Genomic DNA, 16,300 nt, shown 5'->3' with positions numbered 1-16,300 from the left:
CAGATTAGGTATAGATCTGTGATATAATAGTGTCAGGTCGAGTTTGAGCTAATACAATTTATCCGATCAGTTCCTTCACAGATCGCCCTAACCAGCTCAATAGAAAGTCCAAGCCCTTCAGCAAGCATAGGCTGACTAATATTGGTTGGGTTCATAAACTCCTCAACCAGCATGACAGCCAAAGTTGTCGGCTCTCGTGAAATAGTATCCATATCGCTCCTATCGGCTTGTATTTATACTAAACAGTGCTAGGTTAGTATTTATTAACCTTCAAGGGAGAACAATATGGCAAAGTCTATTATCGACCTAATTGGCAGAGAAGAAGCCAACAGGCTGATGGCCGCAGCTGTAGCCAAGGCAGCTCAAGAGAATAGAGATCTTGGATTGCCGGAACCGGTGAAGGTTAATGGGGTGTGGGTTAAAAAATATCCAGATGGAAGCACGCGAAAAATATAATGATGGGGTAGACTCTATCTACTTATTTGGATTCAAAAAATAAATTAAGATAGGGCCAGATAACTGGCCCATCCCAATCTAAGGCAAGTAGTGTGTCTTAATCAAAGGTGATTTTCAAGTTTATCGCGCTACCTAAAAATATCCTTTTCAAAAGCCAACGATTGCTCGTCGTAATTCGGTCCATCAAAAAAATTGATAATACCTTCGCAGCCTTAAGATTTAATAATTTTAACGCTACTCATACGGAGTACGCAACTCTTTTCTATATAAAACTTGCTCTAAATCAGTGTAACCATACCAGTTAAAGAAAAAAAATTCTCATTGTAATAATTAATTATTTCATCTATATTTATATTTGGTGTTGGTTTTTTCTTACTATCATTAAAAAAAATTCTATATATTTTTCTTTTGAATTCCCTATCAAGAACAGGGCAAGACATTGAATCCATAAATATCAGAGTTTTTTCACAATCATTAAATTATTTATCTTTGTTCGCCATCCTTAACTCTATTGTATCCGTGAGGATTTTCATTATCCCTTTATATTCCACATTATCACCAATGTAATATAGGAGACTACATATATGAAAATAGCTGAGTTCATCATCGCATTCTTCATTAATGTTAAGCAAACTAAGTAAATACTCTTCACTCAATGAATACTCATCACCTAACTCTTTGAGACATATTAATAAGTTAGAGAATTCGACTTGTTCACCATCTGAGAGTCTAGTCATTCCTTTAAGGGATATAATAACCTCATCAAGAACATTTTTCTTTAAAACTTCAGAAATTTCTCCGCTCTGTTTTTTAGCAAAGGAATTAATCTCCAAAATTATTTGACATATTAAATATGTCGGTCTAACTCTATTATCCATTGAGTAAACAAAAAATACCACTTCTAAAAAAATAGAAAAAAATCTAATAACGGAATTTTTATGGTTTTCTTCAAACTCAAACTCAAACTCAAACACACTCACTGATTTTATTATTTTAAATAGTTTATTCTTCAATGCGGTTAGTAAATAAGACGAAACATAGTCAAAACTTATTGAGTTTCTTTTAACAATCATCTTTATTGACTTTATAAATTCATTAGCCTCCACTCTCTTGTTTCTAATTCTCCTTAGTGGAAAGAGTAATGTTATATCAACTTCATCTCCAGTGATTTTTTTCTTAGAAAAAAATTCATCATTTATTATTTTAACTTTGTCAACATCAACAAGTTGTTCATATATTTCTTGAACGGCAGTTCTTATTTCTGACTTTGCAATTGTTGTCCCTGTAATAAACGGCCTGTCCATTATTTCTTTTTTTGATTCATTTAGATAAAGCTTATATTTCTCTAACTCAGTGGAAACCACTTTTTCTATTTTATCTAGATTTATATTATCCGTTGAAAAAACAAAAAAATCATCTACATAGCGTCTAATTGAATAATCCTTTTCTAATTCAAGTTCGAACACGTCAGAAAGTTTATTTATTATATTTAGATCTATTCGTTGAAATATTGTTTCCGCAAATATTCTAGACACCTCAGGCCCGATCAAAATGCCATTAGTTTCTCCATAGTTTGAGTTTTGGAAAATCTTATCAAATAGCCCCTCAAAGTGGTTATAACTAGTATTTTTCTTAGCGTATTCTTTAGACTTTACAGCCCAAGATATACTATGCGTATAAATATGGCCAAAACACTTAGAAATATCCAACTTCATCAATTTGCTAAATTTTCTTTCCAATCGATGAAATTCATATGACTCATAAAATTTATAAACAAATGGGTACTTTTTATATGAAAAGTGAGAGGATGAAGTCTGACTTTGCACTTCAAATCCATCACGATTAAACTCAACAACCCCCTCTTTGAATGAAACTCTATTGCTAGAGAAATCTTTTTCATAATAATAGTTTCCAACTCTATTTGGATATCTTAATGATAATGGACTTTTTGTGCATGAGTGTATCATTACATGTTCATATTTTTTATAAAAATCACATATTTTCACCTGATAAATTGGATGTATAATACTTAATGTTCGGAAACTATTTTCTCCTTTCCTTATTCTATAATTATATGGGATTGTTACCACAATATTTTCATTAAAGAAGAAGTTTTTTATTTTCACTGGCAATTCTCTATCTTGTAAAATACCATGAAAATAATCATTATTAAATAATATTGGCACTTCATAAGGAAGTGTGTCAGTTAATAAAACTCTATAATAATCATCTTTTTTTATTTTTATTTTCATATCATCACCAACACGCAGAGATTAATTTCAATTCAGCATATGTGAATTTTGTTTTTCTTCTATTATTATAACCACTCAAGAAAGAATATTTTCTTAAAGATTTCAAATCGGTCTGATTGCAAGAAATTAATCCTTTACCTAAACTTCCTCGTTTTGAAAACAAACACTTACTCTTAAAACCATCCAATTCCAGTAATTGGGTGTACTCTGTTAGATGTATATAATTATAATATATCCCACTATAAAGAGCCCCTCTTTCTTCATCATTTTTATTTTGTTTTTTTTCTATTGCAATATTTGCAGTTAAATATTTAAACCTCTTCCTAGCTAGTTCAACATCTTTGTTTTTTGCATAACTTTTAAGGGTTAAAATTATCCTTTTCTTTAATTTTTTAATTTTTTACTCAGCAATTTTTAATGATAAATCTCTATTATTTTTATCCGTAAAACCATTTTTTACTGTGAAGTTGTATCCTAAATAACTAAATGATTGTGAGGAATTCTTAGATTTTTCATTGTGAATAATAATTTCCCGACATTTATCTTTATTTAAACTCAAACTACCAGGTAATAATTTTTCAAAAAAAGCAATAAAGTCATCAATTTTTTTATGACTAAATATAATTACGTCATCAACATATCTAGAGTAGTAATATATATTGCTATTTATCTTTATAATTTTATCAAAACCCTCCAGAAATAACTCTGACAAAGTTGCACTTAAGCCAACACCTCGTGGCAATCCATTAATATTTTTAATTTCATCAGTTTCAAAGAATTTATTTATAACTCTCTTGGTTCTATAAGAGACTAATGAATTAGAATATATCTTTTTTAGGATAAAACCTCTGTCAATACTTTCATAAAAACTTTTTATATCTAGCTTATATATATAAAATGGTATGGGCTCAGATAGCATTATTTTTACACGAGTAACAATGTCATTTCTATCTGCTTGTTTTATACTAAATATTCTTTTAATATTATCATTAGCTTTCCTTATAGAAATCAAGTCTACAAACTCTTTTAAAATAAATATATTTTTCCCATTTATTTTTGACTGATGACATCCCGAGAATAAATAGGCGTCTTCATTTATTCTATCTGCGCATTGTTTTAAATTTATAATGTACTCATCACTATTTCTACCAATCCTAAATTTTCTCGGATCATCTTTATTCAATAGCCTAATCAAATTACTACTAGAAAATGTTTGATTTAACATTGCTTCTCAAAATCCTTTAGTTAGTAAGAAGTTGATATTTCAAGAATTTGGTTTACGTATAAAAATAGACACAAGAGAAATAGTTACATCTCGGTATTAAGTGACTCAATGAGACGTCATTCAAGCTTTATTAAAATTCTCTGCTAATCGTTTGTCCGGTTGAAATGTAACTAAGTATTTATTACACATAGGTCAATAATATTCAAGGGAACTATACAATTCTGAACTATAGTAACTTCTTAGCCAAATCCTCTGCCCTAGGATGATAGTATCTCATCAACATTCTAGGGTCTTTGTGGCCAGTTATTTTTGTGAGTTCGTGCATGGGAAAGATTTCAGCCAGGCGTGATGTGGCTTCATGGCGTAAATCGTGGAATCGCAAATCCAGTAAATAATCCGAGTTGGCTTTCTTTCCTGAAGCAGCACATTCTTGCTCATACAACTTACGAGCGCGCTTTCTGGCTCTATCGAATGCACAGCTTATTGCGTCAACTCGGGCTTTAAATACCCGATCATCAGTTGAATTCTCGTCCTCTTCCCTGACCTCCGCGATAACCTTTAACTTTTCTAATGCTGCCACCGCCTTTGAAGAAAGCGGCACATCACGCGAATCACCATTTTTTGTTTTGGGCAGATGAGCGACACGCAGCTTTAAATCGACATATTTCCAGCGTAACCCAACAATTTCACCACGTCGCATAGCCGTTTCCAACGCCAGGCAAACCGCTGATGGCAATATCGGAGATTGAGTATTGGTAATAATTCGCTCGATTTCGTCCTGAGCGGTATTTCTTGGCGTTTTAACCTCATTACCCGATTCATCTACGGCTTGAATAGCTTCAACAGCTATACGCCGTGTACGTGCATTATCGGGTTGGGGTTTGCGGATCAGATCAACAGGATTAATCAGGCTTTCCATTCCCCACTCTTTGCGGGAAATATTAAATAAGTGGGAAAGCAGAGATAAGCGACGTAGCACCGTAGCCGGCGCATAGTCTTTTAGCCATTAGTCTCTTAATTTGGCGACATCGGCACTACGAATACTGGCCATATAACATCTGGCTAATGGTTGCCGTTTAAAGATACGGATAATAGACCTATCTTGCACCGCACCCTTTTTGTTGGCGACAATTTCATTTTCATAACGCACAAGCGAGTCATATAGCGTTGTCGATTCCGATTCGCTACGACTAAGCCACACGCCGCGAGCCATTTCCGACTCAACCATTTTTGCCCAGGCATCAGCCTCGGCTTTGGTATTAAACGTTTTAGTTTGTGACGGGAAGCCACGTTTACGGATTTGAGTTTCCCATTGATAGGCACCACGCTTGCGGATCGTCGCCATTCTGCACTCTTTTATTTCTAACTGTGGCAAGAGTGTGGCAAAAAAGATTTTATTTATCTATGCGCATAGATAAGTTATGGCAAATAAGGTCGATTTGAGGAGAGAAAAACAGCTGGAAACAGAAAAATTGGTGGCTGAAATTTTTTAGATAAAGGCTGGAATCACCTTATCTGTTGCTCGGTCATTTCAGCCAGTGGCGCTATCGAATCAAAAGTGAATTTAAAATCAATATCCTTTAAATTCAACCAATTAAACCCTCAATACTCCTGATCCACAATCAGTCGTTTGCCCAGCATAATCGTGTCTTGGGTTTCGTAATCCAGCTTTTCATACATGCCGATCACCGCATCATTGTCTTCGCGCACCATGATATTCAGCTTCGGGCAGCCACGGGCAATTAATTTCTTTTCCAGGCGGCTGATCAGCGCATTGGCAAAGCCACGACCACGGAAATCAGGATGGACCCCCAGATAATAAGCCGAGCCACGGTGACCGTCGTAACCGCCCATGATTGAACCCACAATGGCACCGCTCACTTCCGCCACTAAAAACAGTTCGGGCGAGTGATTCAACTTACGCTCAATATCCATTTCTGGATCATTCCAAGGCCGCAGCAAGTCGCAATGCTCCCACAGCAGAATCACTTCTTCAAAATCGTCTTGCTGAAATACGCGGATTTCCATGGATGTTCGCACCCTTGAGTAATATGGATATTCTGATTATCGTGGCAATATTATATCACGCAATATTAAAGTGATATTTCCCACTGTGATAGTGAGTAATGATATTTGAGAAGAAGCAGATAAATCTTGCCGATCTTGCGGCTTAATACCCGCGAATCCACACAGAAAGTACAATAATGGCGGCGAATCGAGGTATACTTGGCCCCTAAATATTTGCAAGCTAATAGAACCCCCGCTGATGAATTCACCCGATATCGCTCAAATCAAAACCTACCTGCTGGCTTTGCAGGATAAAATCTGTGCCGCACTGACACATGCCGATGGCCGGGCGACCTTCACAGAAGAGACCTGGACCCGCGAAGAAGGTGGCGGTGGGCGCAGCCGAGTATTGGTTAATGGAGCAGTATTTGAGCAGGCAGGGGTGAATTTCTCTCATGTGTCAGGTGCAGCATTACCCGCATCCGCTACCGCACATCGCCCCGAATTGGCCGGTCGTAGTTTTCAGGCATTGGGGGTGTCGCTGGTGATTCATCCGCTAAGCCCTTATCTGCCCACCAGCCATGCCAATGTGCGTTTCTTTATTGCTGAGAAACCCGGCGAAGATCCAGTATGGTGGTTTGGTGGCGGTTTCGATTTAACCCCTTACTACGGCTTTGAAGAAGATGCTATTCACTGGCATCAGACCGCCCATCAGTTATGCCAACCTTTCGGCAAAGAAGTCTACCCGCGCTATAAAAAATGGTGTGACGATTACTTTTATATCAAGCACCGTAATGAAGCGCGTGGCATTGGCGGCCTGTTTTACGATGACTTGAATAGCCCTGATTTTGATACCTGTTTCCGCTTCACTCAGGCGGTGGGCGATGGTTTCCTTGACGCTTATATGCCAATTGTTGCACGGCGCAAAGCATTGAGTTGGGGTGAGCAGGAGCGCCAGTTCCAGCTTTATCGCCGTGGGCGTTATGTAGAATTTAATCTGGTGTGGGACCGCGGCACCTTGTTCGGTTTGCAAACCGGTGGTCGTACCGAATCTATTTTAATGTCTCTGCCACCATTGGTGCGCTGGGAATATAACTATCAGCCGGCAGAAGATAGCGCTGAAGCGGCGTTGTATCGCGATTTTCTGCCAGTAAAAGAGTGGCTAGCGATCGGAGAACAACACTGATGCAAATTTGGGTTGATGCGGACGCCTGTCCGAATGTGATTAAAGAGGTGTTATTCCGTGCCGCAGATCGTACCGGCATGATGGTCACGCTGGTGGCTAATCAGCCATTGAAAACCCCGCCATCAAAATTTATCCGTACCCTGCAAGTCGCCTCCGGTTTTGATGTTGCCGATAACGAAATTGTGCAGCGGGTGGAGAAAAATGATCTGGTGATAACCGCAGATATCCCGTTGGCGGCAGAGGTGATAGAGAAAGGCGGTATCGCCCTGAATCCACGGGGTGAGCGCTATACGCCAGATACCATCCGTGAACGGCTGAATATGCGTGACTTTATGGATACCATGCGCGCCAGCGGTATCCAAACCGGTGGGCCTAACACTTTAAATCAGCGTGACCGCCAGCAATTTGCCAACGAACTGGATAAGTGGTTACAGCAAGCGGCCAGAAGCCTATAAGCAAAAACCCGCCGAAGCGGGTTGAGGTAAGTAATTCGGGTGAGCATTGCCGCTAACAACGCGGCAATGCTAAGGACAAAGCGTATTTATAAAGGTTCGGTCTGCGCTTCAACCACCGCTAACGCCACCATATTCACGATCCGGCGCACCGAAGCAATTGGCGTCAAAATATGCACCGGTTTCGCCACGCCCATCAGCACAGGCCCAACCGTTACCCCTTCCGATGATGTCACCCGCAGCAGGTTGTAACTGATACGTGCCGCTTCCATATTCGGCATAATCAACACGTTGGCAGCACCTTTCAATGGGCTGTCTGGCATCAGGTTATGGCGAATACTTTCCACCAGCGCGGCATCACCGTGCATTTCACCGTCAATTTCCAGCTCTGGCGCCATCTGATTAACCAACTCCAACGTGCGGCGCATTTTACGTGCGGCTGGGCAGTCTGAGGTGCCAAAACTTGAATGAGATAACAGTGCCACTTTCGGTTCAATCCCGAAGCGACGCACGGTTTCAGCAGCCATTAAGGTAATCTCAGCCAACTGCTCAGGTGTCGGATCATCGTTGACATAAGTATCTGCAATAAAGGTGTTACCGGTGGGTAGCAACAGTGCATTCATCGCACCCGCCACATGAGCACCTTCACGGAAACCGAACACTTTCTCTACCACATCGTAATGTTCATGATAGGTACCGATAGTGCCACAAATCATCGCATCAGCTTCACCACGGTGCACCATGATCGAACCAATCAACGTTGGATTACCAATCACGGCGCGGCGGGCTTGCTCTTGCGAAACGCCACGGCGTTTCATGATTTGATAATACTCTTGCCAGTATTCGTTAAAACGCGGATCGGATTCGTTGTTAACCACTTCAAAGTCTTTACCCGCTGTAATTTGTAGGCCCAACTTCTTCAGTCGGGTCTCAATCACACTCGGGCGACCAATCAGAATAGGATAAGCCAACCCCTGCGAGATCAACTCCTGAGTGGCATGCAGCACCCGCTCTTCTTCCCCTTCCGCCAATACCACCCGTTTCATCTCTTTCTTCGCCTGCGAGAAGATAGGTTTCATAAACAGGTTAGTTTTGTAGACAAATTCAGACAGCTTTTCGATGTAAGCACTGAAATCTGCGATTGGCCGGGTTGCCACACCAGAGTCCATCGCCGCTTTAGCCACTGCCGGTGCAATTTTTACAATCAGGCGTGGGTCGAATGGTTTAGGAATTATGTACTCAGGGCCAAAGGACAGATCTTGCTCACCATAAGCGGAGGCCACAACATCGCTCTGTTCAGCCAGCGCCAGATCCGCAATGGCATGGACACAAGCCAGTTTCATCTCTTCATTAATAGTGGTGGCCCCGACATCCAGCGCGCCACGGAAGATGAACGGGAAGCACAGTACGTTGTTAACCTGATTCGGATAATCCGAGCGGCCAGTGCAAATAATCGCATCAGGGCGCACCGCTTTCGCCAACGGCGGCAGGATTTCGGGTTCCGGGTTCGCCAGTGCCAAAATCAGTGGGTTAGGTGCCATGGTTTTCACCATGTCCTGAGTTAAAACGCCCGGACCAGAACAGCCGAGGAAGATGTCCGCACCTGGCATCGCATCACCCAGTGTACGCTGACCATTATCTTCAATCGCATACGCCGCTTTGGTTTGTGCCATATTGGCTTCACGGCCTTTATAAATCACACCTTTGGAATCGCATGCAGTGATATTGTGATGCTTTAATCCCAGCGCCACCAGCAGGTTTAAACAGGCAATCGATGCCGCCCCTGCCCCGGACACCACCAGTTTCACATCGCCGATATCTTTCTTCACCACCCGCAGACCATTGAGTACCGCAGCGGTACAGATAATCGCCGTGCCATGCTGATCATCGTGAAATACCGGGATCTTCATGCGTTCACGCAATTTCTGCTCAATATAAAAACATTCCGGCGCTTTGATATCTTCCAGATTAATGCCACCGAATGTCGGTTCCAGAGACGCGATAATATCAATCAGTTTGTCTGGATCGAGTTCATCCACTTCAATGTCAAACACGTCAATACCTGAAAATTTCTTAAACAGCACGCCCTTGCCTTCCATGACCGGTTTACCGGCCAATGCGCCGATATTACCCAGCCCCAGCACCGCAGTACCATTGGAAATCACAGCGACCAAATTACCGCGAGCCGTGTATTTGTAAGCAGCCAAAGGATCAGCGGCAATTTCCAAACACGGTGCTGCCACTCCAGGCGAGTAGGCCAGCGCCAAATCCCGTTGGGTTGCTAGCGGTTTGGTTGGCGACACCTGAATTTTCCCTGGGGTTGGATATTGGTGAAAATCAAGCGCACTCTGTTTCAACTGTTCGTCCATTGTAGGTTCCCTTTGCTTTTATTATTCAAGGTTATACCCAAGGAACTTGAAATCGCAGGCAGGCAGCAAGCAAACGAATCCCGATAATCTTACTCAGGTAAGTGATTCGGGTGAATAAACGTCGCTAACACCACAGCGACTTCAAGGTCGAAGGGTATATATGACCAATAACAGAACCAGTATAGTGAGTGATTTATCACAATCTATGAAGCAGGCCATACTCTGCATAACATTTTTGCTTCAATTGAAGAATTTACTTATCAATCAGAGAGGATGGTCAACAATAGGGGGAATAAATGCCGCTAATAACACGGCAATATCGGTAAGAAAGGTATTTATTTGAACCAATTATGAATTTGGGCGTATTGCAATAGCATGATCGTCTTACCATCTTTAATGCGGCCATCAGCAATCATGGCAATGGCTTCGCTGAACGGCAATTCAACCACGTCGATCACCTCATCCTCCACGCCGACATCATCAGTGATTTTCTGATCTGGATGATATTCCGCCGCAAAGAAATAGACGATTTCAGTCACGCCACCCGGCGACATATAAGCTTCAAACAGCTTCTGCACCTTATCAACCTGGTAGCCGGTCTCTTCCATCGCTTCACGGCGGATACACTCTTCCGGTGAGTCGTTATCCAGTAAACCGGCACAGGCTTCCAGCAACATGCCACCAGGATTGCCATTCACATAGGTTGGCATGCGAAATTGCTCAATCAGCACCACGGTGCCCTTCTGGCGGTTATACAGCAAGATGGTTGCGCCGTTACCCCGGTCATACACTTCGCGAACCTGTTGTACTGACTTTCCGTTATCGGTAATTAAATTAAAAGTGTATTTGTGTAGCTGGAACCAGTTCTTGGATAATAATTCGCTCTGAATATTTTCAATTTTGACTGACATAAACCCTTCTTTAATCTGGTTAATAGTCATTAGCGTAATCGGTCACTTGCAAGGTTATACACCTCGCTACGATCTCTTTTTCCTACTGCAACCACAGCAACGATCAACACATCATCGATAACTTCATACACTAATCGAAATCCAGAGGATCGTAATTTAATTTTGTAGCAGTTTTTCATACCACGTAGTTTAGCGCTTTCAATATGCGGATTATCGCTGCACTTTTTTAATTTCTTGGCAAATTGCTGTTGTATCGTCTTATCCAGTTTGTGCCATTCCTTTAGCGCTTCTTCTCTGAACTTAACGGCATAGGTCATAGATAGCTATCCAAATCGATATCAAGCAAGGGTTGATGGCGCCGCCTGTTAACCAACTCAGCTAATTCGTGATCATCAAGCGCTTCCATTATTTGTTCATATAGTTCTGCGGGTACACAATAGAATGCGGGTTGATTGCGGTTCAGGATAGCTACGGGGAAACCGGCCCCAGCGTTCACTGTTGCCATTGGATTTTTTTTCAGTTCGCTCACGCTGGCACTGGTATCAGTCAAAATTATACTTGGCATAGGCACCTCAAAAAGACCTGTTAACAGGTCTCATTATGCGAGCAGTGACACAATAAAGCAATAAAAATGCCCTGTCGACACAACGTCAACAGGGCATCTCAACAGCGAAAAGTACGACGAAAGAGGTCGGTTAGAAGCCGGTAGGAACATCCTTCATATCCGGCAACTTATGAGCGATCCCTTTGTGGCAGTCGATACAGGTTTTCCCTTCGGTTATCGCCTGACTGTGCATTTTTGCCGCCACCGTTTTTTGGGCGGTGAAATCCATATTGTCGAAATTATGGCAATTGCGGCATTCTTGCGAGCCATTGGCTTTCATCCGCGCCCACTCATTTTCGGCCATGGTCAGGCGGTGAGCTTCAAACTTCTGCGGGGTATCAATTAAACCAAAGGCCTTGGCATACAGCTCTTTACTCGCTTTGATCTTACGCAGCATCTTTGGCCCCCACTCATGGGGAACATGGCAATCCGGGCAGGTCGCCTTCACACCACTGCGGTTGCTGTAATGGATGGTCCCCATATATTCCTGATAAACGTTATCTTTCATCTCATGGCAGCTAATACAGAATTTCTCAGTATTCGCCATCTCCATACCGGTGTTAAATCCACCCCAGAAAATGATGCCACTGACAAAGCCAATCAGCAGTAAAGTCCCGAGCGCCAGCCGGCTTGGCCTGCGCCACCACTGCCATGTACGTCTGATAACACCGGGCTTTTTAGTTTCGCTCATAACTTATCTCGCTTATCGCTCATTTCGGTTATTGGCCAAAGCCAGGGGCTGGCTGGAAGCTGTTACCGACAATCGGCGCGGCATCGGTTTGTGGCACATGGCATTGCAGACAGAAATAGCGACGTGGTGAGACTTCGCTCGATACTTTGCCATCACGGTCAATAAAGTGAGTTGGGCTGACACGCGGTGCTCCAGTGGTGCGATAGTGCTCCACACCATGGCATTGCAGGCAACGGTTGGTATTTTTACTGATTTGATAGCCATCCACGCTATGCGGGATAAGCGGGGGTTGGTTAACATAGTTCAATGCCATGCGCTGTTGCTGTTTCGGCATTTTCACTTTGCCTTCAGCCGTGCCAGAGACTTCTGGTGATTGAGTCAAGTCCATCTCAACATTGCTGGCAGCAGTGGCTGCACCGGCGATCACCAACACCACCAGCAGCGATATGACTGACAAAAACCGGCGGTTTAATGATTTAAAAATCGTGTTATTCATTATTTTCTCCTGAGTACACCGTCTTTTCCTGAGCATCCCTGGATAAGGGTTATAACTGGCTGCTCATGCCCACCCCGCAGGGCAGGCAATCTCAATTACGCCACTACCCGCGCCAATTTCACTGCACATTTTTTGAAGTCAGTTTCTTTGGATAACGGATCGGTGGCATCCAGCGTCAGGTTATTGACCAATTGTGCAGCATCGAAGAACGGCATATACACCAGTCCTTGCGGTGGGCGGTTACGGCCACGGGTTTCCACCAATGAGATAACTTCACCACGGCGTGAAATCACTTTCACTTTGTCACCACGCCGCAAATCGCGGGCTTTGGCATCCAGTGGGTGAATGAATAGCACCGCTTCAGGGAAAGCGCGGTGTAACTCAGGGACGCGACGGGTCATTGAACCGGTATGCCAATGCTCCAGCACACGGCCGGTAGAGAGCCACAGGTCATATTCCTGATCCGGGCTTTCAGCCGCAGGCTCGTAGGGCAGCGCAAAAATTACTGCCTTGCCATCAGGTTTACCGTAGAAACGCACGTCTTCGCCTTTCGGCACGAAAGGATCGAACCCCTCACGGTAACGCCAGAGCGTTTCTTTACCATTGACTACCGGCCAGCGCAGACCGCGCTCTTGGTGATAACGGTCAAACGGCGCTAAATCATGGCCGTGTCCGCGACCAAAATCGGCATACTCTTCAAACAGCCCTTTCTGAATGTAGAAGCCGAAATCGCGTGCTTCGTCATTCAATTGATCGGCAGGGATTTCACTCAGCGGGTATTTGCTTACCACATCGTTGGCAAACAACACGTCATACAGCGTCTTACCGCGATATTCTGGTTTCTTATCGACCAACTCAGCAGGCCAAACCTCTTCAACCTTAAAGCGTTTGGCGAACTCAATAATCTGCCATAAGTCAGATTTCGCCTCGCCCGGTGCCGGGACTTGCTGACGCCAGAATTGGGTGCGCCGTTCAGCATTACCATAAGCGCCTTCTTTTTCCACCCACATTGCCGTCGGTAGAATCAGATCAGCAGCCAGCGCACTGACCGTGGGATAGGGATCAGAAACCACAATAAAGTTGCGTGGATCACGCCAACCCGGCATGCGCTCTTCATTGATATTCGGACCCGCTTGCATGTTGTTATTACACATTACCCAGTAAGCATTAAGGGTACCGTCTTTCAGCGCGCGGTCTTGCGCCACTGCATGCAACCCCACTTTCTCAGGGATAGTACCGGCAGGCAGTTGCCACTTGGTTTCAGCAATCTGGCGATGTTTTTCGTTGGTAACTACCATATCTGCCGGTAGGCGATGGGAGAAGGTTCCCACTTCACGGGCCGTGCCACAAGCAGAAGGCTGGCCGGTCAGAGAGAATGGACCAGACCCCGGTTTAGAGATTTTGCCGGTTAACAGGTGCAGGTTGTAGCACATGTTGTTGGCCCAAACTCCACGGGTGTGTTGGTTAAAGCCCATAGTCCAGTAGGAGACTAATTTTACTTTCGGATCGGCATACAACTGCGCCAAAGACACCAGTTGGTCCTCCGGCACACCGCTCATTTTAGCGGTTTTCTCTAGGGTATATTCGGCGACAAACGCTTTGAAATCATCAAAACTCATCGGCTCGGAGGCATCACTACCCGGATTCTTGGCAGCTTTTTCCAATGGATGGGTTGGGCGCAGGCCATAACCGATATCGGTGGCACCACGGCGGAAATTCACATGGCGGTCGAGGAAGCCCTGATCAACGGCATTATTCTGGATAATGTAATTGGCAATGTAATTCATGATGGCCAGATCGGTCTGCGGTGTGAAAACGATCGGGTTATCTGCCAGTTCAAAACTACGGTGTTCGAAGGTGGAAAGGACAGCGATTCTGACATTGTCATCGGTCAGGCGACGGCTGGTCATGCGCGACCACAAAATCGGGTGCATTTCCGCCATATTGGAACCCCAGAGCACGAATGCATCTGCTTCTTCAATATCATCGAAGCAACCCATAGGTTCATCCATACCAAAGGTACGCATAAAACCTACCACCGAAGAGGCCATACAATGACGCGCGTTTGGATCCAGGTTGTTGGAGCGGAAGCCTGCTTTCAGCAACTTGGAAGCCGCATAGCCCTCCCATACCGTCCATTGGCCGGAGCCGAACATCCCCACCGAGGTTGGGCCTTTTTCTTTTAGCGCATTTTTGAATTTCAGCTCCATGATATCAAAGGCTTTCTCCCAACTGATCGGAGTAAAATCACCTTCTTTATCATACTGACCGTCTTTCATGCGCAGCAGCGGTTGAGTCAGGCGGTCTTTGCCATACATGATTTTCGGCAGGAAATAGCCTTTGACGCAGTTCAGCCCACGGTTAACCGGTGAGTCCGGGTCCCCTTGCGACGCCACAATGCGGCCATTTTGTGTTCCGACCAATACACCGCAGCCAGTACCACAGAATCGGCAAGGTGCTTTATCCCATTTTATTGCATTTGTGGTCTCACCCACGACGGCTTTAGCGACTGTAGGTATGGTCAATCCGGCGGCTGCGGCTGCGGCTACTGCAGCATTGGCCTTCATAAAATCCCGGCGGCTGAGTTTCATGGTATTTCCTCACCTTGGCTTTCCTGCTGGTGATAAACCAGCGATACGGCCAGCACACCATCCAGATTACGTGCTGACTCAATATGATTCAGGAGCACGTCTGAGCGCGCTGCCTGCATAACCACCACCAATTTGCCCAGAGCAGCATCACTGGTGGGTATTTCTGTTCCCGGAATAGCCAACAGGTCGTCGATCAGTTGTGCAATTCGCGCCGGTTTGGCTTGCAGCACCAATCCACAGACATGCCATTCGTTATCGTCCATCTTCACTCCGGGTAAGGGTTACTGCCTGAACTGGGCAACTGGATACACAGGCACCACATCCGTTACAAGCAGGGAGGTCTAATTCGGGCTGAGCAATGCCGTTTAAGCGCGGACGAAATAGAATTGCCCGGGTCTCACAGCTATCCTGACAGCTACGGCATTCAATATTGTGAAAAGGTAAACAGTGCGCTGAAATGTTGATTTTAAACTGCCACGGCACGCGATCTGTCGCGGTAAACACCCCCGCTTCACATACCTGCACACAGGCTTGGCAAAAACTACATTCAGCACGTTGGAAATCTATTTCGGGGAATCCACCACTGCCCACCCCTAATACACCGGTTTCACAGGCAGTCACACAGGCATGACAACGGGTACAGCCAGCAATAAAATCCGCTTCCATCACCGACCAGGGGGGTCTATGCGCTGAAAGTTCTCGTTTATCTGCTTGCCAAAAGCCAGTCAGCAATTTACGCCGTGATAAATCAGTCATACTGATATCCTTAACATCTACTGGCGCGCCCGCATGTGCGATAGAGAAAGCTCAGATGCCCACACTCTGAATGATAATAATTCTTATTTTTATTAAAAAGATTCCCCAGTGTTGGGGTATTAGATACAGAATAATGAGTAATAAAATAATTACTCTTTAGGGTTAATCAGTAGTAGATATTGAGCAAGATCAATTAATTTAGTGGTTATTTACGCAGTTTGTCGCTGTTAAATCTATTTGCGTTATTACCTTTTTTATATAACGATTTACCTAATGAGAATGGCTATCAAATAAAATGCGTTTT

16 protein-coding genes and 1 pseudogene are annotated in these 16,300 nt (G+C 43.9%); 3 read left to right on the top strand and 14 right to left on the bottom strand.

Annotated features, from left to right (window positions below; genetic code table 11):
* Positions 1–32: 32 nt before the first annotated feature.
* Complete coding sequence (locus A6J67_RS09735; protein WP_050881681.1) at positions 33–212, bottom strand: hypothetical protein; 180 nt, start codon at positions 210–212, stop codon at positions 33–35.
* Positions 213–285: 73 nt separating this feature from the next.
* Here A6J67_RS09735 and A6J67_RS23460 point away from each other — a divergent pair, with 73 nt between their 5' ends.
* Positions 286–456: a hypothetical protein gene (locus tag A6J67_RS23460; RefSeq protein WP_155487599.1), complete on the top strand. Its 171-nt coding sequence runs from the start codon at positions 286–288 to the stop codon at positions 454–456.
* 479 nt (positions 457–935) lie between these two features.
* On the opposite strand, the gene drt3b is transcribed toward A6J67_RS23460, so the two are convergent.
* The 4 genes and pseudogenes from drt3b to A6J67_RS09715 all read right to left on the bottom strand — a co-directional run bounded on the left by drt3b (position 936) and on the right by A6J67_RS09715 (position 5,961).
* On the bottom strand, positions 936–2,708 hold the full coding sequence (gene drt3b / locus A6J67_RS09730) for an antiviral reverse transcriptase Drt3b (RefSeq protein WP_226967893.1): 1,773 nt from the start codon (positions 2,706–2,708) through the stop codon (positions 936–938).
* Between the two features lie 400 nt (positions 2,709–3,108).
* Entirely contained in the window at positions 3,109–3,933 is an 825-nt protein-coding gene (gene drt3a, locus A6J67_RS09725) for an antiviral reverse transcriptase Drt3a (protein ID WP_192945369.1), read from the bottom strand.
* Positions 3,934–4,159: 226 nt separating this feature from the next.
* Positions 4,160–5,278 (bottom strand): annotated as a pseudogene (locus A6J67_RS23865) (site-specific integrase).
* Between the two features lie 257 nt (positions 5,279–5,535).
* On the bottom strand, positions 5,536–5,961 hold the full coding sequence (locus tag A6J67_RS09715; RefSeq protein WP_050073546.1) for a GNAT family acetyltransferase: 426 nt from the start codon (positions 5,959–5,961) through the stop codon (positions 5,536–5,538).
* A 238-nt stretch (positions 5,962–6,199) separates the two neighbouring features.
* Between A6J67_RS09715 and hemF the strand changes: the two genes are divergently transcribed.
* A complete protein-coding gene (gene hemF / locus A6J67_RS09710; RefSeq protein WP_005183819.1) occupies positions 6,200–7,126 on the top strand; it encodes an oxygen-dependent coproporphyrinogen oxidase in 927 nt (308 codons plus the stop codon).
* Entirely contained in the window at positions 7,126–7,581 is a 456-nt protein-coding gene (locus tag A6J67_RS09705) for a YaiI/YqxD family protein (RefSeq protein WP_032905970.1), read from the top strand. Before hemF ends, A6J67_RS09705 begins: the two co-directional genes overlap by 1 nt.
* 86 nt (positions 7,582–7,667) lie before the next feature.
* On the opposite strand, the gene maeB is transcribed toward A6J67_RS09705, so the two are convergent.
* The 9 genes from maeB to napF all read right to left on the bottom strand — a co-directional run bounded on the left by maeB (position 7,668) and on the right by napF (position 15,996).
* The gene (maeB, locus tag A6J67_RS09700) at positions 7,668–9,947 is read right to left on the bottom strand and encodes an NADP-dependent oxaloacetate-decarboxylating malate dehydrogenase (protein ID WP_005183822.1); all 2,280 of its coding nucleotides are present in this window, start codon (positions 9,945–9,947) and stop codon (positions 7,668–7,670) included.
* Positions 9,948–10,282: 335 nt separating this feature from the next.
* Positions 10,283–10,858 (bottom strand): GDP-mannose pyrophosphatase NudK, encoded by a 576-nt coding sequence (gene nudK, locus A6J67_RS09695; RefSeq protein WP_042570012.1) that lies wholly within the window; start codon positions 10,856–10,858, stop codon positions 10,283–10,285.
* A 29-nt stretch (positions 10,859–10,887) separates the two neighbouring features.
* The gene (locus A6J67_RS09690; protein WP_042568392.1) at positions 10,888–11,175 is read right to left on the bottom strand and encodes a type II toxin-antitoxin system RelE family toxin; all 288 of its coding nucleotides are present in this window, start codon (positions 11,173–11,175) and stop codon (positions 10,888–10,890) included.
* On the bottom strand, positions 11,172–11,423 hold the full coding sequence (locus tag A6J67_RS09685; protein ID WP_032905973.1) for a type II toxin-antitoxin system Phd/YefM family antitoxin: 252 nt from the start codon (positions 11,421–11,423) through the stop codon (positions 11,172–11,174). Before A6J67_RS09685 ends, A6J67_RS09690 begins: the two co-directional genes overlap by 4 nt.
* Before the next feature lie 130 nt (positions 11,424–11,553).
* Positions 11,554–12,153 carry a cytochrome c-type protein NapC gene (gene napC / locus A6J67_RS09680; RefSeq protein WP_042568393.1) on the bottom strand — a complete coding sequence of 200 codons (600 nt, stop codon included), beginning with the start codon at positions 12,151–12,153 and terminating at the stop codon, positions 11,554–11,556.
* Positions 12,154–12,181: 28 nt separating this feature from the next.
* Entirely contained in the window at positions 12,182–12,649 is a 468-nt protein-coding gene (gene napB, locus A6J67_RS09675; RefSeq protein WP_042568394.1) for a nitrate reductase cytochrome c-type subunit, read from the bottom strand.
* Between the two features lie 95 nt (positions 12,650–12,744).
* Positions 12,745–15,240: a nitrate reductase catalytic subunit NapA gene (gene napA, locus A6J67_RS09670; protein WP_032905975.1), complete on the bottom strand. Its 2,496-nt coding sequence runs from the start codon at positions 15,238–15,240 to the stop codon at positions 12,745–12,747.
* Entirely contained in the window at positions 15,237–15,503 is a 267-nt protein-coding gene (gene napD / locus A6J67_RS09665; RefSeq protein ID WP_032905977.1) for a chaperone NapD, read from the bottom strand. Before napD ends, napA begins: the two co-directional genes overlap by 4 nt.
* Positions 15,493–15,996, bottom strand: coding sequence for a ferredoxin-type protein NapF (napF, locus tag A6J67_RS09660; protein WP_042568395.1), 504 nt, complete (start codon positions 15,994–15,996; stop codon positions 15,493–15,495). The genes napD and napF overlap by 11 nt, the downstream gene beginning before the upstream one ends.
* Positions 15,997–16,300: the final 304 nt, after the last annotated feature.

The organism is Yersinia sp. FDAARGOS_228 (assembly GCF_002073315.2).
In the GTDB taxonomy this organism is placed as follows: domain Bacteria; phylum Pseudomonadota; class Gammaproteobacteria; order Enterobacterales; family Enterobacteriaceae; genus Yersinia; species Yersinia intermedia.
Note: the sequence above shows the minus strand (reverse complement) of the source record. Positions and strands in the feature narration are given on the sequence as shown.

Coding starts and splice junctions, on each gene's coding strand:
- A6J67_RS09735 (WP_050881681.1), bottom strand. CDS start 212: ATGGATACTATTTCACGAGAGCCGACAACTTTGGCTGTCATGCTGGTT.
- A6J67_RS23460 (WP_155487599.1), top strand. CDS start 286: ATGGCAAAGTCTATTATCGACCTAATTGGCAGAGAAGAAGCCAACAGG.
- drt3b (WP_226967893.1), bottom strand. CDS start 2,708: ATGAAAATAAAAATAAAAAAAGATGATTATTATAGAGTTTTATTAACT.
- drt3a (WP_192945369.1), bottom strand. CDS start 3,933: ATGTTAAATCAAACATTTTCTAGTAGTAATTTGATTAGGCTATTGAAT.
- A6J67_RS09715 (WP_050073546.1), bottom strand. CDS start 5,961: ATGGAAATCCGCGTATTTCAGCAAGACGATTTTGAAGAAGTGATTCTG.
- hemF (WP_005183819.1), top strand. CDS start 6,200: ATGAATTCACCCGATATCGCTCAAATCAAAACCTACCTGCTGGCTTTG.
- A6J67_RS09705 (WP_032905970.1), top strand. CDS start 7,126: ATGCAAATTTGGGTTGATGCGGACGCCTGTCCGAATGTGATTAAAGAG.
- maeB (WP_005183822.1), bottom strand. CDS start 9,947: ATGGACGAACAGTTGAAACAGAGTGCGCTTGATTTTCACCAATATCCA.
- nudK (WP_042570012.1), bottom strand. CDS start 10,858: ATGTCAGTCAAAATTGAAAATATTCAGAGCGAATTATTATCCAAGAAC.
- A6J67_RS09690 (WP_042568392.1), bottom strand. CDS start 11,175: ATGACCTATGCCGTTAAGTTCAGAGAAGAAGCGCTAAAGGAATGGCAC.
- A6J67_RS09685 (WP_032905973.1), bottom strand. CDS start 11,423: ATGCCAAGTATAATTTTGACTGATACCAGTGCCAGCGTGAGCGAACTG.
- napC (WP_042568393.1), bottom strand. CDS start 12,153: ATGAGCGAAACTAAAAAGCCCGGTGTTATCAGACGTACATGGCAGTGG.
- napB (WP_042568394.1), bottom strand. CDS start 12,649: ATGAATAACACGATTTTTAAATCATTAAACCGCCGGTTTTTGTCAGTC.
- napA (WP_032905975.1), bottom strand. CDS start 15,240: ATGAAACTCAGCCGCCGGGATTTTATGAAGGCCAATGCTGCAGTAGCC.
- napD (WP_032905977.1), bottom strand. CDS start 15,503: ATGGACGATAACGAATGGCATGTCTGTGGATTGGTGCTGCAAGCCAAA.
- napF (WP_042568395.1), bottom strand. CDS start 15,996: ATGACTGATTTATCACGGCGTAAATTGCTGACTGGCTTTTGGCAAGCA.